This window comes from Arthrobacter sp. cf158 (genome assembly GCF_900106835.1).
In the GTDB taxonomy this organism is placed as follows: domain Bacteria; phylum Actinomycetota; class Actinomycetes; order Actinomycetales; family Micrococcaceae; genus Arthrobacter.
Genome location: NZ_FNNR01000013.1, coordinates 21,299 through 38,571 on the forward strand (window position 1 = coordinate 21,299; position 17,273 = coordinate 38,571).

Below are 17,273 nucleotides of genomic sequence, written 5' to 3' on the forward strand. Positions count from 1 at the left end.
CTGGGCGTATTCTTGCCTCGCCGGCTCGTCATCGTACGCATCCATCGGGGGAACCATGATCACGAAAACACGAACTCGCACGCCCGGGCGGCTCCTGCCCCTGGCCCTTCTGGTCGCTGCCCTCACGCTGAGCGCCTGTTCCCTTCCGACGCCCGTCGCCCAGTCCACGCCCAGTGCGTCGGCGGAGGCGCCCGCGGCGGAAGTGGGGACAAGCTCAACTACTCCCAGTGCAGCAAGCCCGGAGGCAACCACGGGAACCGGGGGAGTCTACGGCGAATTCACGTCGATGTCGGAAGCCTGCTTGTCCGTGAGCGCCACCATGCTGAGCCTCACTATCCTCCCGTTGGCGGGACTGGTGGGCGGCAATCCTGATGACATCGAAAAAGCCAAGCAGGAATTGTCCCAAATGCAGGGCAAAGTACCTGACGAATTGAAGCCTGCGTTCGAGAAGCTGCGGGCGTTTACGGAGTCCGCGGGCTCGGACTTCAGTAAGTACGGCGATGGAAAGTTCGAGGAGCTCATGAAGCCCATCCAGGACTGGATGGATAAGAACTGCAAGTAGCCGCCGCGCGCACTCCCCTCTGGCCGGACGCTTCTCCCAAAGCGTCGGAGCTAGACGCTAGGGTGGTACTCAAGAGAAGGGGAGTGCTCCATGGAAGACCAGAACGTGCAGCTTGATCCCGTGCCTGGGGACGAGATCCTGGGTACTGGACGCACCATCATCTCCGAGGCGGCCGTGGCCAAAGTAGCGGGGATCGCTGCGCGCACCGTGCCGGGTGTCTATTCCTTGGGGTCGGGTCCGTCCCGTGCGCTGGGCGCGATTCGCGACGCCGTCGGCAGCTCGGACCACGCGGCAGGTGTCCGCGCCGAAGTCGGCGAAACCCAAGTGGCTGTGGACATCAACCTGGTTGCCCTCTACGGACATCCCTTGCATCACGTTGCCAACCAGGTCCGCGCGGCTGTTTACCGGGCGGTTGAAGAGCTCGTAGGGCTGCAGGTTATCGAAGTCAACATCGAGATCAACGACGTCTATGTTGCCCCGCCCGCCAAACCGGTGGGCAGCAAGTCTGTCCTCGTAGAAAGGGAGGCTCTCCAGTGAGCATGACCGTGGTGGGAATCGCGATTGGCGCCTTTGTGGCGTTCATGTCCTTCTCGTTCGGGCTGTGGGGTTTCCTTATTTCGCTGCTGTTCATGGGCATAGGTGCGCTGCTGGGCCGGGCGGCTGATGGAAAACTGGACCTCCGCAGCGTCCTGGACGCCATTACGGGCCGGCGCTCTTCGTCATGAGCGTGGCTGAGGCTGTGGAATCCACCACCAGCCTGGCCGGCCACAACCGGATCAGTACCCAGGCTTTGACATCGTTGGCCCGCGCGGCTGCCGCCGAAGCTCTCGGCGTTGCGGCCAGCGACATCCGCGCTGATTGGGCGGACGACGACGGCCTGCTGGCTTTGTCGATCGTGGCACCCATCAGCATCCCGGCTTTGACGGAAGTCCTCCGCGATCCGCAACGGGTCCAGGGCTTCGGTGGATCGATCTGGGATCGCGCAGTAGCTGCCAAGGCCACCGTGCTGGAGACGGTCACCCGGCTCAGCGGATCGCAACTCAGCCGGGTGGACATCAGGATCAGCGGAGCGCACGTCACGGAGGGAGGCCGCGTTCAGTGACACAAGATCAGGAAACGCAACAAATGGATGTTCCGGACACCACCTCAGGCGACAGCCCGGTGGCCGGTGAAGACCCTGGAATGAGCCGCATTCTCCGCCGTGAGACGCATTCGTCCCGGGCCGGTGCTGCCGTGATCGCCGCCGTCCTGGTGATTGTTCTATGCGTTTACGCTCTGCTGGAGGCGGGCGTGCGGGCTATTGGACAGCCACCCTGGCTCATCGATCCCACCACCGCCGCTCCGCGCATCATTGCCCTGCCGGAGGGGATTTCTCCTCTGCTGCTGGGCGCGAGCGGCGCGGTCATTGCCATGGTGGGACTGTTTTTCCTCCTCCACGCCGTGCTTCCGGGCAGGCGTGCCCGCCACCTGCTCCGGGACGCACGAACCGCCGTCGTGGTTGATGACGAGGTACTTGCCTCCGCACTGGCGCGTCGTGCGCGAACTGCCGCGAACGTTACTCAGGAACAGGTGATGGTGGTTGTTTCGCGGCAACTTGTGGTGGTCAACGTGCGGCCCACGTCCGGCAGCCGCGTCAGCGAAGAAGCCGTGCTGGCTGCGGTTCAGGCTGAACTGGAGGAAATGTCCCCGGTTCCGATGCCTGCTGTTCGGGTCAATCTGGCGTCGTCAGGGGTGATCGGGGCATGAACGGAACACCGCGTGCCGTCAACCGTGTGCTGCTGTTCATTATTGGTGTGAAGCTTCTGGCTGTTGGTCTCCTGCTGGTGCTGTTGGCCACTGTGCCTGCAGTGGCGGCGTGGTGGCATGGCTGGTCCGCAGCCGTCTGGGCGGGGGCGGAAAATGCCTTCCGACAAACCCGTTTCCCCGGCCGCGAAGAGAGTTGGCTGTGGATTGTGGCCGGATTGATCCTGGTGGCCATCATCATCGCGATGATCGCGTGGCTGTCGCAGCAGGGCAAGGGCCGCGCCAACCTCCTGGTGGCCAGCGATGACGACAGTGACATTGATGGCGAGGTGCGCATCGGCGGTGGCGTCGCAGAACAGGCGCTCCGGGCAGCCCTGGCCGAGCGCACCGACCTCGCCGGCGCCTCCGTGGCAACGTATGAAGTCAAAGGAAGGCCGGGCCTGCGTATACGCATTCAGCCGAGGCAGGGTGTAGCTCCACACCTTCTTGCGGCCGAGGTGTCACAGCTTGTTGAAGCCATGGATTTAGTGATTGGTCAGAAGACGCCAGTGCTGGTGCACATGGTTTCCGGGGCACGGTCCCGCTTCACTAAGGCGGAACGTGTCCGGTGATATTGCAGAATCCGAACCCAAGACCATAAGTTGAATCCAAAGGGGGATAACTTCCTTTGGCACGAACTGTCACAGATCCAACCGTCACAAAGGAGAGCACCATGAGCGAAGAGACCACGGGAGCCGAAGCGGTCAACGGCGCGGCGGAAAATGCCAAAGATGCCGCTGGCGAAGCCTTGGAGAACGTCAAGGAATTTGCTGGCGACGCAGTGGAAAACGTCAAGGAATTTGCGGGCGATGCTGCAGAGAATGTCAAAGAGTTTGCCGGTGACGCCGCTGAGAACGTCAAGGAATTCTTCTCCGGCGATGTTGGAGAGAATGCCAAGGAATTGGCCGGTGACGTTGCGGAAAAGTCAAAGGAAATTGCCGGCGACGTGGCCGAAAACGTCAAGGGCTTGGGATCGAAGATCGCCGGTCTGTTCAAGGGTGAGAAGTAGTTTTCACGCACCACTGAAAGAGCAGACAGAGGGGCGGCAGTTCGCAGCAGCGGGCTGCCGTTCTGTTGCCCTGAGCGGGTAGCCTGACTTCAGAACAGGCGATGGACAGGAGACCCCAGTGGCTGGAACAACGGTGCTCGAAACAACGGTGGCCGACATCATGGCGGAACTGGCCACCTTGGAGGAACCCCGGGCACGCGAAGTGAACGAAAAGCACGGTGACGACCATGGAGTGAATCTCAGCAAAGTCCGTGCTGTCGCCAAGAGGCTGAAGATCCAGCAGGATCTTTCACGCGAGCTCTGGGACACGGGTGACACCGCCGCCAAGTTGCTGTCACTCCTGATCTGCCGTCCCAAGGAGTTTGAACGCGACGAATTGGACACCATGCTGCGGGAAGCACGAACTCCCAAAGTGCATGACTGGCTGGTGAACTATGTAGTGAAGAAGAGTCCCCACTCGGAGGAACTCCGGGTGGCGTGGTTCACTGATCCTGATCCGGTGGTGGCAAGCGCAGGCTGGGCCCTGACGTCTGAGCGTGTGGTCAAGAAGCCTGAAGGTTTGCACCTGGATCAGCTGCTGGACATCATCGAAGCCAGCATGAAAGACGCTCCGGAACGCCTCCAATGGGCCATGAACCATTGCCTGGCGCAGATTGGGATCGAATTCCCGGAGCATCGGGCCAGGGCACTGGACATTGGCGAGCGGTTGGAAGTCCTTAAGGATTACCCCACGCCGCCCAACTGCACGTCGCCTTTCGCGCCAAGCTGGATCAACGAGATGGTGCGACGCAAGGGCTGACTCCCAGCGCGGCCTAGCCCCGGTTGCGGTGCATCATCCGGTACGTGAGCTCGGCGAGGAGTTCTTCGTCGGAGAGGTGCGATGCCCGGGCAATGGGCGCAGCGGGAACGGTGACACGGGGCGGCCCTTGCCGCGCTTCGTCGCTGGAGCGCATGTCATCGGGGGTGATCATGTCCGGCGCGAAGGTGGACTTGCCCTTAAGGACTTCAGAGACCGAACCGGACCGCCAGCCCAGGGCGTGCTCAAGTTTGCGCTGGTTGATTTCCTGCGTGCGCCGCGTCCCTGATTCCAGCGTCCGGACTGTCTTGATGGCGGTCCCTGCCTGCTTGGCCAACTGCACCTGGCTCAGACCTTGGGCCAAGCGTTCCTCTTTGATCAGGCGGCCGATGGTCTGTAGTGCTTCAAGTTCATCCACGCTTCCTACTTTTCCATAGGCAACACTGGGTAAACAAATCGGGAAGCGCTGATCCGCACTGAATGGCCGGGGCAAAATGTCGCCCGTGCAGTCGAGCGGACGACCCTTCATGAAAACAGACAGGCTACTTGGTATCGTTGTGGTCACGGTGCGTGTAAGCGCTTGCATTTCTGCCCTCCCCGTGACTAATGTGAGGCTCACCACATAACCGCACCGCGGAAAAACCTGGTCCACTCACCGAGGAGTTCCCAGCATGAAATCCAAAAAATTCCTGCTTCCGGCGGCCATTGCCGGAGTCCTGGCTATGTCCCTGACTGCCTGTGGTGGCGGCGGGGGAGGTGGAAGCACCAGCTCCGGCGGTGCCTCCGGCGACGCAGCCAACAACCTTGACGGCCGCGGGCCGATCACCTATGTCCAAGGCAAGGACAACAGCAACGTTGTCAGGCCGCTCATCGAGAAGTGGAACGCCGCGCACCCGGATGAGAAGGTGACGTTCAAGGAGCAGTCGGACCAAGCTGACCAGCAGCACGATGACCTTGTTCAGAACTTCCAGGCCAAGAACACCAACTACGACGTCATGAGCGTGGACCTCATTTGGGTTGCGGAGTTCGCAGCCAAGGGATGGCTCCAGCCCCTCAAGGACAAGACCGCAATTTCCACGGATGGCATGCTTGAGTCCACCGTGAAGAGCGCCACGTACAACAACACGCTGTACGCCGCACCGCAGAGCTCTGACGGCGGCATCCTCTACTACCGTGGTGACCTCGTGCCCAACCCGCCCAAGACCTGGGACGAGATGATGGGCATGTGCGAGATCGCCAAGCAGAACAACATCGGCTGCTACGCAGGCCAGTTCCAGAAGTACGAGGGCCTGACTGTTAACGCTGCGGAGGCCATCAACTCAGCCGGCGGCAAGATTGTTGACGACTCCGGCAAGGCGGCCGTGAATTCCGATGAGGCGAAGGCCGGCCTGACCAACCTGGTCAACGCTTACAAGGACGGCAACATCCCCACGGAGGCCATCACCTTCCAGGAGGAACAAGGCCGCCAGGCGTTTGAAGCCGGCAAACTGCTGTTCCACCGCAACTGGCCCTACGTCTACAACCTGGCCAAGACTGACGGCTCCTCCACAGTGAAGGACACGTTCAAGATGGCCCCGCTTCCGGGCAAGGACGGCCCCGGCGCCTCCTCGCTGGGCGGTCACAACATCGCCATGAGCGTCTACTCCAAGAACAAGGCCACGGTGACGGACTTCATCAAGTACATCGCCAGTGAAGAGACCCAGCGGTTCTACGCAACCCAAGGTTCGCTGGCTCCGGTGCTGACCAAGCTGTATGACGATCAGGAACTCGTAGCCAAGCTGCCGTACCTGCCGGTCCTGAAGACGTCCATCGAGAACGCGGTTCCGCGTCCCGTGACGCCGTTCTACCCGGCAGTGACCAAGGCTGTCCAGGACAACGCCTATGCAGCCCTCAAGGGAGAGAAGACCGTAGATACGGCAATCTCCGACATGCAGAAGGCAATTGAGTCGGCCGGAGCAAAGTAACCATCCGTGCCGTGGTCCGGTCGCCCGTAGCTGACGGGCGGCCGGACTGTCGGCGACGGCCTTCTCCCTGACAGGAGTCTTGACATGTCAACAGAACTTGAAAAACCGCAGACCACGACGGCGGCTGCCGGGCACAGGCTGCCCGGTCGCGAAAGTGCCGACCGGAAGCAAGTCACCCAAGGGCGGTGGGCGTACACGCTTCTGGCGCCGTCACTGATCCTGTTGGCGATCGTGATCATCTACCCGGTGATCAACGCGATCGTCATGTCCTTCCAAAAGGACTCCGGCCTGGATCCGGCCACGGGCTTTTTCTCCGAAGGCGGACCGGCCGGCTTTGATAACTACATCCACTGGCTTTTGCAGCAGTGCACGGCGCCGGGCGGCGGCACGGTGGCCTGTCCTCCCGGTACCTTGGGAGCCCAGTTCTGGGACTCCATGGGTACAACGTTCTTCTTCACCGTGGTCACGGTGGCATTTGAGACTGTCCTGGGCTTCTGGATGGCGATCATCATGGCGCGCGCTTTCCGCGGACGTAGCCTGATCCGCGCGGCCGTCCTGGTGCCATGGGCCATCCCGACGGCTGTCACCGCCAAGCTCTGGTTCTTCATCTTCGCTTTCGAAGGCATTGCCAACAAACTCTTTGGCACGCAGATTCTCTGGACGGGTTCTGAATGGCCCGCCAAGTGGGCCATCATCATTGCCGATGTCTGGAAGACCACTCCTTTCATGGCCTTGCTGATCCTTGCAGGCCTGCAGCTGATTCCGGACGAAGTCTATGAGGCAGCAAAGGTGGACGGCGCTTCCACGTGGCAGCGATTCCGTCTGATCACGCTGCCTTTGGTAAAGCCGGCCCTTATGGTGGCTATCCTGTTCCGCGTGCTGGACGCCCTGCGCATGTACGACCTCCCGGCCATCATGACCCAGGGTGCCAACGGCACCACCACGCTCTCCATTTTGGTGGTGCAGCAGATCCGGCAAGGATTCAATACCGCTGCGGCGCTATCCACTATTACGTTCATAGTGATCTTCCTGGTGGCCTTCATCTTTGTCCGGTTCCTCGGGGCAAATGCAGTCGATGCCGCCACAACGTCCGGAAAGGCCAAGTGAGATGAGCACAGCCACAGCTTCGAGGACTTCAACCGAACGGACGGAGCGTCCGAAACGCCCGTTCAACTGGGGATCATTCCGCACCTACATCAGCGCAGTCATCATCCTGGTCTGGTGCTTGGCCCCGTTCTACTGGATGGTTGTCACGGCCTTCAGGGAAGTCGGGTACACCTTCGACACCACCCCGTTCTTCACCCACGTGACCTGGGATAATTTCACCACCGTGTTCGATGAGAGCCTGGGCAACCACTTCGGCAAGAACCTGTTGAACAGCCTGATCGTGGGCGCGGTGACTACTGTTGTCGCGTTGGTAGTGGGCGTGTTCGCCGCCTACGCACTGGCCAGGCTGAACTTCCGGTTCAAGTTCGTTGTCCTGGGCTTCATCCTGGGAGCTTCCATGTTCCCCGGCGTTGCCTTGGTAACCCCGCTGTTCCAGTTGTTTACCAACATCGGCTGGTTCGGTACTTATCAGGCCCTGATCATCCCGAATATCTCCTTCGTGCTTCCGCTGACTGTGTATACGTTGACCTCGTTCTTCCGCGAAATGCCGTGGGAACTTGAAGAAGCGGCTCGCATCGACGGCTGCACGCAAGGGCAGGCATTCCGCAAGGTCATCCTGCCCCTGGCAGCTCCCGCCACCTTCACCACAGCAATTCTCGCGTTCATCGCATCATGGAACGAGTTCTTGATCGCAAGCCAGCTGTCCAACGACGCGACGAAGACCGTCACGGTGGCCATCGCGTACTTCGCCGGTGCCCAACCGCACCAGGAACCCTACACAGCTGTCATGGCTGCAGGTACGGTGGTCACCATTCCCTTGGTGATCCTGGTTCTTGTGTTCCAACGGAAGATCGTTGCCGGCCTGACGGCGGGTGCTGTCAAGTGAGTGGTTCGGCTGGCGGAAGACGGGACGCCTCCACCAGGAAAGCGGATCCGGACACCAAGCGTGTCCGGTCCGCCGAGGACTTCGACATCATCATCGGTTTCCTGGGTTTCTGGGCGCTGGTCCTGTTGGTGACAACCATCGTCATGGAAGTCACGGGCCAACCGGCCGTCGGATGGGCTTTGGGTCTTCTGGCCATTGTCCTGGCGCTCTGGGGAATGCTGCGTCTGCGTAAAAAGCTGCCCAGGAGGACTTCACGGCGCCTCAGTTGAACCACAGGGGAGTTGGGTGACGCAATAACCTGCGCGAAGTCGGCGAAGGGGACACACGCGGATTAGGCTGGGACGTGCCGTCCGGGAACGAGCCCTCGGCTTCGGCATGCATTATTGAGGGGGCTTGAGTGGCAAGAACAAACGAACGGTCCCAACGCGGCGGCCACGCTGGCGTCAGCATTGAAGATGTTGCCGCAGCGGCGGGCGTCTCGACGGCGACCGTCTCCCGAGCAGTCAGGGGATTGCCCAGGGTTTCCCCGGCAACCCGCGAGAAGATCCTCGAGGTAGCCAGCTCCCTGGGGTATGTAGCGTCGTCGTCGGCTTCCGGCCTGGCGACGGGCCGCACGCGGACCATCGGCGTCCTGGCGCCGTTCGTCAGCCGGTGGTTCTTCTCCAAGGCTATTGAGGGCGCGGACCGGGAACTGCATTCCAGGAAGTACAACCTTTCGCTGTTCAACCTCGGCGGCCACGGCAGCAACCGTGAGCGGCTCTTCAGTTCCACCATGGTCTACAAGCAGATCGATGCCCTGCTGGTGCTCTGCATGTCCTTGACCGAGGAGGAACTCGAGCATCTCCACAAGATCGACATTCCGCTGGTGGTGGTGGGCGGCCACGTTGAGGATTGCGCCTACATTGGCATCAACGACTACGACGCCGCGTCCACGGCGGTGCGGCACCTATTGGACTTGGGGCACACGGATATTGCGTTGCTCCACGGCGACGACGAAACGGACCTTAACTTCGACGTTCCCCGCGTGCGGATCCGGGCTTTCCAGGAGGTAATGACCGACGCCGGCCTGGAAGTCCGCCCGGAATGGGACCAGTGGGGCGATTTCACTGTTCCCAGCGGTCAGCAGGCGTTCAACCGGCTCTGGAGCCAGCCCGGCCGCAAACCCACTGCGATTTTCTGCTCGTCTGACGAGATGGCCATGGGCGTGATTTTCGAGGCCGGACGCAACGGCGTCAGGGTGCCGGAGGACCTGTCAGTGATCGGTATCGATGATCATGACTTCTCCGCATCGCTGGGTCTGACGACTGTGGGTCAACGGCCTGATGACCAGGCCGAGCTGGGCACCAAGATGCTGCTGGACGAGCTGGATGGGATCTCCGGGGCTGTCCGCTCACAGGTTGCACCCCACAAGCTGATAGTTCGCGAGACAACGGCGCCGCCATCCCGGCGGTAAGCCGCCGTCGCGCCGATTAATTGTTAGCGCTCAGCCGTGCCCGACACCGTGCCCTCAGCTAGCGCGCACCGATGCGGGTGCCGGAACAATGCAGTCTAGGAACCGCACCCCAGTCTAGGAAGCGCGGGCCAGTTGCCGGATGGGGATCCAGCGCGAGGCAAGGCGTCGGTACGCCGCTGCCGCGCCGGTCATGTCGCCCTCGGCCAGGCACTCGATGCCAAGGCGCACATCCATGGGGGACTCGTCCGGGTAGACCTTGTCAGCCACAGCCCCGTAGTCCAGCTCCACCATGGACTGGACATGGAACAATTCCAGCCACTCCGTAAGCTGCGTCAGGTCGTCGAGCATGTCCAGGTCTGGTGCTGCCAGCGCCAAATGGGCCACCGCGAAGCGCGCCCGGTCCAGTGCCTCTGTTAAAGGCGTCCACACCCGCACGGTCAGAATGCGACCCTCGGATTCCACAACGTCCTTGCGGTCCGACTCGGCGAAGAGCGAGAACCAACTGAACGGGATTCCCCATGTGGAGGCACGGGTATGCACACGCTTGGCGCCTTCCCCGGCATTGATGCGGTCAATCCGGACCTGATGCTTATCCCGTTGCGAAACGGGGATGAGGAGGTCGGCCAGGGGACTGTGCACGCCATCCATGAGCGCGTTGGCTGCCAAACCGGCCCGAATCACCAGTTGGCTGGGGCAGTAAAGCAGCCGCCCGGCGTCGTCCGCTTCTTTGCCGCCGGCGGCTCCGCTGGCGGCGTTGCCGGGCGCAGCGTGCCGTCCGGGAGGAACCCGCGTCATGCGCACCAGGTCAGTGCGGCCGGTGGGGAAGGGGTCGCCGCCTGAGCGGGTGATGCGACCCAGCGACGCTTGCAGCTCCGCATTTTCGACGGCGGCCCGGGAACCAATCCTGCCGCTCTCCGCCACGAGCTGGCGCTGCTGCTCAGGCGGAAAGGCTTCAAGGGGCTCGTATATGCGCAGCGACGAAGAGAACGGCAGTCCCGCCTGGCCCCGGTACAGGTTTCCAGTCATGTCCAGCCGGCCCCTTTCGTCGGTGAGCGTTTACTTAGTCTGCGAGCTCCACAATGACGGGAGCATGGTCCGAGGCGCCCTTGCCCTTGCGCTCCTCGCGGTCAATCGAGGCACCCGTGACCCGTGCGGCCAGCTCCGGGGATGCCAGGCAGAAGTCGATGCGCATGCCTTCTTTCTTGGGGAAGCGCAGCTGCGTGTAGTCCCAGTAGGTGTAGACGCCGGGGCCAGGTGTGTAGGGACGGACGACGTCGGTGAAACCGGCAGCCTCGAACGCATGGAAGGCCGCGCGTTCGGGTTCGCTGACGTGCGTGTAGTTATTGGTGCGGAAGAGCTCGATGTCCCAGACGTCGTCGTCGAACGGGGCGATGTTCCAGTCACCCATGAGGGCGATCTGGGCCTTGGGATCCGACTTTACCCATTCGGCGGCGTGGCCCTGAAGGACGTCCAGCCACTTGATCTTGTACGGCATGTGTTCGTCGTCCAGGGAACGGCCGTTGGGAACATAGAGGCTCCAGATCCGGATGCCGCCGCAGGTGGCGGCAATGGCGCGGGCTTCCTGGGCAGGGTCCTTGCCGGCCTTGCCGAACGCCGGCTGGTCCAGGAAGGTACGCTCCACGTCGTCCAAACCAACGCGGGAGGCAATGGCAACACCGTTCCACTGGTTCACACCGAAGTGCGCAACCTCGTAGCCCATGCGCTCAAAGAGCTCCCACGGGAAGTTCTCGTCCTTGCACTTGGTCTCCTGGATGGCCAGGACATCGCAGTCGCTGCGCTCAAGCCACGCTTCAACGCGGTCGGCACGGGCACGGAGGGAGTTCACATTCCAGGTAGCTATCTTCACAGCCACTAACTTACCGAACTTGGCGCTGAGCGCATCCCCCCAACGGAGGATTACTGCCGGGCGGAGTCCAAAGATCAGTGACCGTAAAGGGGCTGCGAATGGGCAAGTTTGCGCAGGCCGATGCCCGAGGCGATCAGCAACAAGCCCGTCACGATGGCAAAGGCCGCCAGCATTCCCACCAGGCCCAGGAATCCCAGGCCAGGATTGACCAGGACAATAATGCCGAACACGGTGGTGAGGAGGCCCGTCAGGAACCAGATGCCCCAGCCCCGGACAAACTCCCGGGCAGCGAGGGACAGGATGATCTGAGAGAGACCCAGCACCAAAGCCCACAAACCGATGAGGACGCCGATTGCTGCGGCCGTGATCCCGGGCCAGGCAATGGCGAGGATGCCGGCGGCGATGGAGATAAAACCGCCCGCCACAGTCCAACGGGAACGGCCCGCCGGATCATAGAAGTAGTGGGCCACGCTGGTGATGCCGTCAATGATCGCGAAAACTCCGAACATGACCACCACCACGAATACCGTGGCGCTTGGCAAAGCAACGATTAACAGGCCAAAAACGATGGCGAGGACTCCCCGGACCAGCAAAGCAGTTCCGGGGGTTTTGAACATTTTGCGATCCGCTGCGTCCGACATAGGGTCAGCGTAACCAACCACCCGTCCTTACCGCATCCCCTCGCGCCGGATGGCTGTTGCAATGGCCGCCGCACGTGTTTCCACCCCGAGCTTGGCGTAGATGTGGGCGAGGTGGGTTTTGACGGTTGCCTCCGAAATGAACAGGCGTTTCCCGAGGTCACGGTTGCTGAGGCCTTGCGTCAGCAGGCTGAGCAACTCGGCTTCGCGCGGGGTGAGGATCTCCTCCGGGTTCCGCAATTGTTGGAACAACCGCGAGGCCACCGGTGCGCTCATCACGCTCTTCCCCTGCACTGCCCCGCGGACGGCCGCGAAGATCTCCCCTGGGGCGGCGTCCTTGAGCAAATAGCCCATCGCACCGGCGTCCACGGCGCGGACGATGTCCGCATCGGAGTCATACGTGGTGAACACGATGATTGCTTGCTGGGGGGTGCGCTGGCGCAGCTTCTGGATCGCCTCGATGCCATCCATCCCCGCGCCCATCGCCAAGTCCATCAGGATGACCGCTGGCTGATGCTCTTGGGCCGCCTCCAGCGCTTCCTCGCCGGATGCGGCTTCACCGACGACGGCGATATCGGCTTGGGTGCCCAGCAGCGCCTTGAGTCCGCTCCGCACCACAGTGTGGTCATCGACGAGCAGCACGGAAATGGTGGTCACAGGCCCTCCTTGGATGGATCCACGGGCAGCGGGAGCTGGGCCGCGATGATGGTGCCCTCGCCGGGTGAGCTCTCTACCGACAATTCTCCGCCTAACTGCTCCACGCGCTGCCGCATGGCCCGCAGCCCGTAACCCCCGGCCTCCGACGGCGGAGGTACCGCTCCGGGATCAAAGCCGCGGCCGTCGTCGAACACGTCCAAGGTGACGGCGTCCGGAAGGTACCCCAAGGTCACGCTGGCATGGTCTGCGTGGGCGTGGAGGTTGATGTTGGCCGCGGCGCTCTGGGTGACGCGGAGCAGGGTGTGCCGGACCTCGGGCGGGAGTTGGCGTGCCTCGCCAGTGACCTGGACACGGATGCTGTCCACGTGCTGGCGTGCTGCGTGTTCCAAGGCTTCAGGAAGGGGTCCGGACTCGAGCCCTGGTGCCGAGAGCTCATGCACCAGGCTGCGGGTGTCGGCCAGGTTTCGACGCAAGAGGTGGGTGGCATGCCGAACATCGTCCTGCGCGGCCTTGGCGGGCCAGGATCGCTGGGCGGCTTCCAGGAGGAGCAGGCTGCTGGCGAGGCCTTGCGTGACGGTGTCGTGGATTTCACGGGAAACGCGCTCGCGTTCCGTGGCGATCCCGGCCGCCCGTTCGCTGGCGGCGAGCCGCTCCTGGTCGCGCTCGATTTTGTCGTAGATGAGGGTAAGCAGGGCGCCCGCCGCAAGCGGTCCGAGCAGCATGGCCACGTCCGTCCAGTCACTCATGCGGAAGAGCCCGACGGCGGTTGCGGCCGCCGTCGCGCCCCCGGCAACGTAGCCGGCCCATCCGCGGAAGGCTGTGCGCGTCAGGAAGAAAATGGCGAAGGAACACCACGCGAAGCTCGGGGCGACGATCACCAGTGCGGCCCACGCAACCACCAGGGCGGCCATCCAGGGGATCCACAGGGGACGCCGTTGGGCTGCGCGTCGATGCGCCAAGACAGCGGTGACGGCGTACAGCGCACACACTGCGGCTGCCAGGGCCACCGTCCACAGGTTGTCTGCGGGGGAGTGGCGCATGACGTACCGGACGGCCGATGCCACCATGAGCACGGCGAAACCAAGGTGCACCACGGCGTCGATCCGGCCATCGATCCGGCCGCTGGGCGCAGTCCGTGGAAGGGCAAGGGGCATCTCTCCATGCTAGATGCCGCACGGTTGCTGGTCTCTCCACCTTTTGGCTGATACAGCCGGCGGAAGGGATGAGGCCGTGGTCTGCTTCAGGCCGATGTGGCCATGGGCGGCTTTTCGGAAGCATGGAGATGTACCCGATGCTTACTACGAGGAGAACTCCGTGAAGAAGTCCAACAAAATGATTGCCGCCGCCGCTACCGGAGCACTGTTGCTCACCGGCGGAATCACGGCCGTGGCCAACGCCGTGGCACCTGCAGCACCGGTTGCCGCCCCCGCCAAGGCTCCCGCAGACGTCCAGCCCGCCCCGGAAAACGTGGTGGCACAGAACCGCATCACCGTGGGTGCTTCCAGCAAGGCCGTCAACGCTGCGCTCGCAAAGTGCCAGGCTGACAAGCTGCCGTTTGTCACCGTTGCCCTGGTGGATCGTTTCGGCACTGTCCAGGCCCTCCTCCGTGGTGACAACGCCGCCGAGCACACCATCGAGGCCGCCAAGCAGAAGGCCTATACGGCAGCTGCATTCGGCGCCCCCACCAGCGAGCTCGCCAAGCGCATCAACGGCAACGGCCCGTCCATCGCCGACCTCCCCGGCACCCTCTTCCTGGCTGGCGGTGTCCCGCTGAAGGTCAACGGTGTATCGGTGGCGGGCATCGGCGTCGGCGGCGCTCCAGACGGTGCCCTGGACGAGGCCTGCGCCACCGCCGGCGCGGATGCCTTGGCTGCGGCTGCGAAGTAGCCTGTGAACATGCGGAACGCGCGCGGCTTGGCCTTGGGAGCGGCGATTCTGGTCGCCGGGTTCGTGGCCGGCTGCGCGCCGGCCGCGGCTCCAAGGCAGAACGGCACGACGGCGGCTTCCCCACTTTCCAGCCCGGCTGCGCCGTCGAGCGTAAGTCCCGTCCCGTCGTCGTCCGCTGTGCCGCCCCAAATCTCAGCGCCGTCCCAAGTCTCAGCGCCGCCCAAACTCTCACCGGAGGCCCAGATGGAAACCGACCGACTCCTGATCCTCGCCGCCAAAGCCAACGATGTTGCGAAGGTGCGCGAACTGATCGTGGCCGGCGGCAACGTCAACGCCAAGGACGATATCCAGGACTCCGCTTTCCTGTACGCGGGGGCTGAGGGCTTCAACGAGGTTCTTCAATTGACCCTGGACGCCGGGGCGGACGTACGCAGCATCAACCGGTACGGCGGCACGGCCCTGATCCCGGCGAGCGAACACGGGCACACAGACACCGTGCGGATCCTGATTTCCGCGGGTGTGCCCGTGGACCATGTGAACAACCTGGGCTGGACCGCCATGCAGGAAGCCATCCTGCTCAACAATGGCGGGCCGAATCAGCAGGACGTGGTCCGGCAGCTTCTCGCAGCGGGAGCCAACCCGGATATCCGCGACCCCCAAGGCCGAACCGCCCTGCAGAACGCAGAGCGGCTCGGGTTTACGGAGATCGCGGCCCTGATCCGGTCCCGTTAGCTACAGCGCTTCCAGCACGCTCACGTAGTTGGCGATGCCCACGCCGCCCATGTTTTGGACGGCGCCGCGGCGGGCATGGGGCAACTGCATGTCCCCGGCCGTGCCGCTGAGCTGCATCGCGGCGATGACGTGCTGCGACACACCCGTGGCGCCCACCGGATGGCCCTTCGCCTTCAGGCCGCCGGAGACATTGATGGGCAGCTTGCCATCCTTGAAGACCCACCCTTCCTGGATGGCGCGCGAGCCTTCGCCGCGGGGTGTCAGGCCCATGGCCTCATACATGATGAGTTCTGCGATGGTGAAGCAGTCGTGCACCTCGGCGAAGTCCAAGCTTTCAATGCCGACGCCCGCCATGGCGAAGGCGCGCTCCCAGGACGCTCTGGTGGCGGCGAACTCGGTGGGATCGCGCTTCTCTGCCGGGAAGAAATCGTTGGCGTGGCCAAAGCCGGCGAGACGCACTGGTGCTGTTGCGCCCCCGGTAGCCGAGGTTGAGAGCACGACGGCGGCCGCACCGTCCGAGACCGGCGAACAGTCTGTGCGGCGCAGGGGTTCGGCCACCATGGGGTTCTTGTCCGAAATGGTCCGGCAGAACTCAACACCGAAGTCCCGGTGCATCTGGGCGTACGGATTGTCCATGCCGTTGCGGTGGTTCTTGGCGGCGATGGAACCGAGGACGTCACCCAGGCCGGCCTCGAAGCCTGGCCCGGCGATGTGGGCGCCGTAACGCTTGCCGTAATGCTTTGCCACCTCTGCGAACAGGCCCGTGAATCCGGTGGAAGACGCCTTGCCGGCCATCTCGTAGGAAGCGCCGAGCAGGGCTGCCCCCACAACGTCAGCACCGGCGTCGGTCATCTTCTCAGCGCCGATCACCAAGACGTTCCGGGCCGTGCCGGCGAGCACTGCTTTGACTCCCTGTTGAAACGCGGCTGAACCCGAGGCGCAGGCGTTCTCCGTGCGGGTGGCAGGAACGTTGGCCAAATCTGCCGAGAGCTGGAGGGCCAAGGACGACGTGAAGCCCAGAGGCTGCATGCCGGAGTTGAACTGGCCCAGGTAGATCTCGTCGATGTCCTTGGGGTCCAGCCCGGAGTTGCTGATGGCCTCCCCGGCAACCTGGACGATCAAGGACTCCAGTGTGTCATCGGTCAGTTTGCCGAACTTGCTGTGGCCCCATCCAGTGAGCAGGATGTCTTTGCCGAACTGGTCTTTCAGGCTCATGCGTGTGCTCCTTCGAGGGTGTGTACATCGGCTTCCGGTGAGCGGGCGTCGAGCGCGACCGTGAACTCCGCCTCCGTCTTTTCGCGGATCTCTTCCAGCGTGACGTCCGGGGCGAGACGGGTCAGCACCAGGCGGGTGCCGTCGTCGTGGTCTTCCGTTTCCGGAACGATGTCGAAAACGGCCAGGTCAGTGATGATCCGGTCAACGCACTTGAGCCCCGTGAGCGGGAGCGTGCATTCGGTGACGATCTTGGCCGAACCATCCTTGGCGTTGTGCTCGGTGAGGACCACCACCCGCGGTGTCCCGGCCACCAAATCCATGGCCCCGCCCATGCCTTTGACCATCTTGCCGGGGATGGTCCAGTTGGCCAGGTCCCCGGAGCCGGACACCTGCATGGCACCCAGGATGGCCACCTTCACGTGCCCGCCGCGGATCATGCCGAACGAGGTAGCGGAGTCGAAAATGCTCCCGCCGGGAGTGATGGTAACGGTCTGCTTGCCCGCGTTGATAAGGTCCGCGTCTTCTTCGCCCTCATAAGGGAAGGGCCCCATTCCGAGCAGGCCGTTCTCGCTCTGGAGGACCACCCGCACGCCGTCGGGCAGGTTGTTGGCCACCAGCGTGGGGATGCCGATGCCGAGGTTGACGTAGTCGCCGTCGTTGAGTTCTTCGGCCGCGATGGCGGCCATGGTGTCACGTGTCCATGCCATGGTGATGTGCT

At 63.0% G+C, this 17,273-nt stretch carries 23 protein-coding genes; 15 read left to right on the forward strand and 8 right to left on the reverse strand.

Annotated elements, in window-relative coordinates; genetic code table 11:
- The first annotated feature begins 55 nt into the window (after positions 1–55).
- From BLW08_RS21085 to BLW08_RS21120, 8 genes are all read left to right on the forward strand, one after another.
- Positions 56–562 carry a hypothetical protein gene (locus BLW08_RS21085; protein WP_091328027.1) on the forward strand — a complete coding sequence of 169 codons (507 nt, stop codon included), beginning with the start codon at positions 56–58 and terminating at the stop codon, positions 560–562.
- Between the two features lie 90 nt (positions 563–652).
- Positions 653–1,099, forward strand: coding sequence for an Asp23/Gls24 family envelope stress response protein (locus BLW08_RS21090; RefSeq protein WP_090823587.1), 447 nt, complete (start codon positions 653–655; stop codon positions 1,097–1,099).
- Positions 1,096–1,287, forward strand: a complete 192-nt coding sequence (locus BLW08_RS21095) for a DUF2273 domain-containing protein (RefSeq protein ID WP_026542624.1) — start codon at positions 1,096–1,098, stop codon at positions 1,285–1,287. The genes BLW08_RS21090 and BLW08_RS21095 overlap by 4 nt, the downstream gene beginning before the upstream one ends.
- Entirely contained in the window at positions 1,284–1,664 is a 381-nt protein-coding gene (locus BLW08_RS21100; RefSeq protein ID WP_090823585.1) for a hypothetical protein, read from the forward strand. Before BLW08_RS21095 ends, BLW08_RS21100 begins: the two co-directional genes overlap by 4 nt.
- On the forward strand, positions 1,661–2,308 hold the full coding sequence (locus BLW08_RS21105) for a DUF6286 domain-containing protein (protein WP_091327875.1): 648 nt from the start codon (positions 1,661–1,663) through the stop codon (positions 2,306–2,308). The genes BLW08_RS21100 and BLW08_RS21105 overlap by 4 nt, the downstream gene beginning before the upstream one ends.
- Positions 2,305–2,916, forward strand: coding sequence for a hypothetical protein (locus BLW08_RS21110; protein ID WP_090823581.1), 612 nt, complete (start codon positions 2,305–2,307; stop codon positions 2,914–2,916). Before BLW08_RS21105 ends, BLW08_RS21110 begins: the two co-directional genes overlap by 4 nt.
- 101 nt (positions 2,917–3,017) lie before the next feature.
- Positions 3,018–3,353, forward strand: coding sequence for a hypothetical protein (locus BLW08_RS21115; protein ID WP_090823579.1), 336 nt, complete (start codon positions 3,018–3,020; stop codon positions 3,351–3,353).
- A gap of 160 nt (positions 3,354–3,513) precedes the next feature.
- Positions 3,514–4,152 carry a DNA alkylation repair protein gene (locus BLW08_RS21120; protein ID WP_254780008.1) on the forward strand — a complete coding sequence of 213 codons (639 nt, stop codon included), beginning with the start codon at positions 3,514–3,516 and terminating at the stop codon, positions 4,150–4,152.
- A 13-nt stretch (positions 4,153–4,165) separates the two neighbouring features.
- Here the strand turns inward: BLW08_RS21120 and BLW08_RS21125 are convergent, their stop codons facing one another.
- Positions 4,166–4,567 carry a helix-turn-helix domain-containing protein gene (locus BLW08_RS21125; protein ID WP_090823575.1) on the reverse strand — a complete coding sequence of 134 codons (402 nt, stop codon included), beginning with the start codon at positions 4,565–4,567 and terminating at the stop codon, positions 4,166–4,168.
- 253 nt (positions 4,568–4,820) lie between these two features.
- Between BLW08_RS21125 and BLW08_RS21130 the strand changes: the two genes are divergently transcribed.
- The 5 genes from BLW08_RS21130 to BLW08_RS21150 all read left to right on the forward strand — a co-directional run bounded on the left by BLW08_RS21130 (position 4,821) and on the right by BLW08_RS21150 (position 9,559).
- Positions 4,821–6,113: an ABC transporter substrate-binding protein gene (locus BLW08_RS21130; RefSeq protein WP_090823573.1), complete on the forward strand. Its 1,293-nt coding sequence runs from the start codon at positions 4,821–4,823 to the stop codon at positions 6,111–6,113.
- 84 nt (positions 6,114–6,197) lie between these two features.
- Entirely contained in the window at positions 6,198–7,220 is a 1,023-nt protein-coding gene (locus tag BLW08_RS21135; protein WP_090823570.1) for a carbohydrate ABC transporter permease, read from the forward strand.
- Position 7,221: 1 nt separating this feature from the next.
- Positions 7,222–8,106, forward strand: a complete 885-nt coding sequence (locus tag BLW08_RS21140) for a carbohydrate ABC transporter permease (protein WP_090823568.1) — start codon at positions 7,222–7,224, stop codon at positions 8,104–8,106.
- The gene (locus tag BLW08_RS21145) at positions 8,103–8,375 is read left to right on the forward strand and encodes a hypothetical protein (RefSeq protein ID WP_090823565.1); all 273 of its coding nucleotides are present in this window, start codon (positions 8,103–8,105) and stop codon (positions 8,373–8,375) included. Before BLW08_RS21140 ends, BLW08_RS21145 begins: the two co-directional genes overlap by 4 nt.
- A 128-nt stretch (positions 8,376–8,503) precedes the next feature.
- Positions 8,504–9,559, forward strand: a complete 1,056-nt coding sequence (locus BLW08_RS21150) for a LacI family DNA-binding transcriptional regulator (protein ID WP_090823563.1) — start codon at positions 8,504–8,506, stop codon at positions 9,557–9,559.
- Positions 9,560–9,673: 114 nt separating this feature from the next.
- On the opposite strand, the gene BLW08_RS21155 is transcribed toward BLW08_RS21150, so the two are convergent.
- The 5 genes from BLW08_RS21155 to BLW08_RS21175 all read right to left on the reverse strand — a co-directional run bounded on the left by BLW08_RS21155 (position 9,674) and on the right by BLW08_RS21175 (position 13,875).
- Complete coding sequence (locus BLW08_RS21155) at positions 9,674–10,585, reverse strand: DUF8083 family protein (protein ID WP_091327882.1); 912 nt, start codon at positions 10,583–10,585, stop codon at positions 9,674–9,676.
- 34 nt (positions 10,586–10,619) lie between these two features.
- Positions 10,620–11,426, reverse strand: a complete 807-nt coding sequence (locus tag BLW08_RS21160; protein ID WP_090824055.1) for an exodeoxyribonuclease III — start codon at positions 11,424–11,426, stop codon at positions 10,620–10,622.
- Between the two features lie 74 nt (positions 11,427–11,500).
- The gene (locus BLW08_RS21165; protein WP_090823560.1) at positions 11,501–12,067 is read right to left on the reverse strand and encodes an HdeD family acid-resistance protein; all 567 of its coding nucleotides are present in this window, start codon (positions 12,065–12,067) and stop codon (positions 11,501–11,503) included.
- A gap of 27 nt (positions 12,068–12,094) precedes the next feature.
- Positions 12,095–12,721 (reverse strand): response regulator, encoded by a 627-nt coding sequence (locus BLW08_RS21170; protein WP_091327884.1) that lies wholly within the window; start codon positions 12,719–12,721, stop codon positions 12,095–12,097.
- The gene (locus tag BLW08_RS21175) at positions 12,718–13,875 is read right to left on the reverse strand and encodes a sensor histidine kinase (protein WP_091327886.1); all 1,158 of its coding nucleotides are present in this window, start codon (positions 13,873–13,875) and stop codon (positions 12,718–12,720) included. The genes BLW08_RS21170 and BLW08_RS21175 overlap by 4 nt, the downstream gene beginning before the upstream one ends.
- Before the next feature lie 160 nt (positions 13,876–14,035).
- Between BLW08_RS21175 and BLW08_RS21180 the strand changes: the two genes are divergently transcribed.
- Positions 14,036–14,608: a GlcG/HbpS family heme-binding protein gene (locus BLW08_RS21180; RefSeq protein WP_175538791.1), complete on the forward strand. Its 573-nt coding sequence runs from the start codon at positions 14,036–14,038 to the stop codon at positions 14,606–14,608.
- 9 nt (positions 14,609–14,617) lie between these two features.
- Positions 14,618–15,340 carry an ankyrin repeat domain-containing protein gene (locus BLW08_RS21185; protein WP_091327888.1) on the forward strand — a complete coding sequence of 241 codons (723 nt, stop codon included), beginning with the start codon at positions 14,618–14,620 and terminating at the stop codon, positions 15,338–15,340.
- Here the strand turns inward: BLW08_RS21185 and BLW08_RS21190 are convergent, their stop codons facing one another.
- Positions 15,341–16,555, reverse strand: a complete 1,215-nt coding sequence (locus BLW08_RS21190) for an acetyl-CoA acetyltransferase (protein ID WP_091327890.1) — start codon at positions 16,553–16,555, stop codon at positions 15,341–15,343. It abuts the gene before it with no gap.
- Positions 16,552–17,262, reverse strand: a complete 711-nt coding sequence (locus BLW08_RS21195) for a CoA transferase subunit B (protein WP_091327893.1) — start codon at positions 17,260–17,262, stop codon at positions 16,552–16,554. The genes BLW08_RS21190 and BLW08_RS21195 overlap by 4 nt, the downstream gene beginning before the upstream one ends.
- Between the last annotated feature and the right edge of the window lie 11 nt (positions 17,263–17,273).

Excerpts from the sequence above, each read along its gene's own strand:
- BLW08_RS21085 (WP_091328027.1), top strand. The coding sequence starts at position 56 with ATGATCACGAAAACACGAACTCGCACGCCCGGGCGGCTCCTGCCCCTG.
- BLW08_RS21090 (WP_090823587.1), top strand. The coding sequence starts at position 653 with ATGGAAGACCAGAACGTGCAGCTTGATCCCGTGCCTGGGGACGAGATC.
- BLW08_RS21100 (WP_090823585.1), top strand. The coding sequence starts at position 1,284 with ATGAGCGTGGCTGAGGCTGTGGAATCCACCACCAGCCTGGCCGGCCAC.
- BLW08_RS21110 (WP_090823581.1), top strand. The coding sequence starts at position 2,305 with ATGAACGGAACACCGCGTGCCGTCAACCGTGTGCTGCTGTTCATTATT.
- BLW08_RS21115 (WP_090823579.1), top strand. The coding sequence starts at position 3,018 with ATGAGCGAAGAGACCACGGGAGCCGAAGCGGTCAACGGCGCGGCGGAA.
- BLW08_RS21120 (WP_254780008.1), top strand. The coding sequence starts at position 3,514 with ATGGCGGAACTGGCCACCTTGGAGGAACCCCGGGCACGCGAAGTGAAC.
- BLW08_RS21130 (WP_090823573.1), top strand. The coding sequence starts at position 4,821 with ATGAAATCCAAAAAATTCCTGCTTCCGGCGGCCATTGCCGGAGTCCTG.
- BLW08_RS21135 (WP_090823570.1), top strand. The coding sequence starts at position 6,198 with ATGTCAACAGAACTTGAAAAACCGCAGACCACGACGGCGGCTGCCGGG.
- BLW08_RS21140 (WP_090823568.1), top strand. The coding sequence starts at position 7,222 with ATGAGCACAGCCACAGCTTCGAGGACTTCAACCGAACGGACGGAGCGT.
- BLW08_RS21155 (WP_091327882.1), bottom strand. The coding sequence starts at position 10,585 with ATGACTGGAAACCTGTACCGGGGCCAGGCGGGACTGCCGTTCTCTTCG.
- BLW08_RS21165 (WP_090823560.1), bottom strand. The coding sequence starts at position 12,067 with ATGTCGGACGCAGCGGATCGCAAAATGTTCAAAACCCCCGGAACTGCT.
- BLW08_RS21175 (WP_091327886.1), bottom strand. The coding sequence starts at position 13,875 with ATGCCCCTTGCCCTTCCACGGACTGCGCCCAGCGGCCGGATCGATGGC.
- BLW08_RS21185 (WP_091327888.1), top strand. The coding sequence starts at position 14,618 with ATGCGGAACGCGCGCGGCTTGGCCTTGGGAGCGGCGATTCTGGTCGCC.
- BLW08_RS21190 (WP_091327890.1), bottom strand. The coding sequence starts at position 16,555 with ATGAGCCTGAAAGACCAGTTCGGCAAAGACATCCTGCTCACTGGATGG.
- BLW08_RS21195 (WP_091327893.1), bottom strand. The coding sequence starts at position 17,262 with ATGGCATGGACACGTGACACCATGGCCGCCATCGCGGCCGAAGAACTC.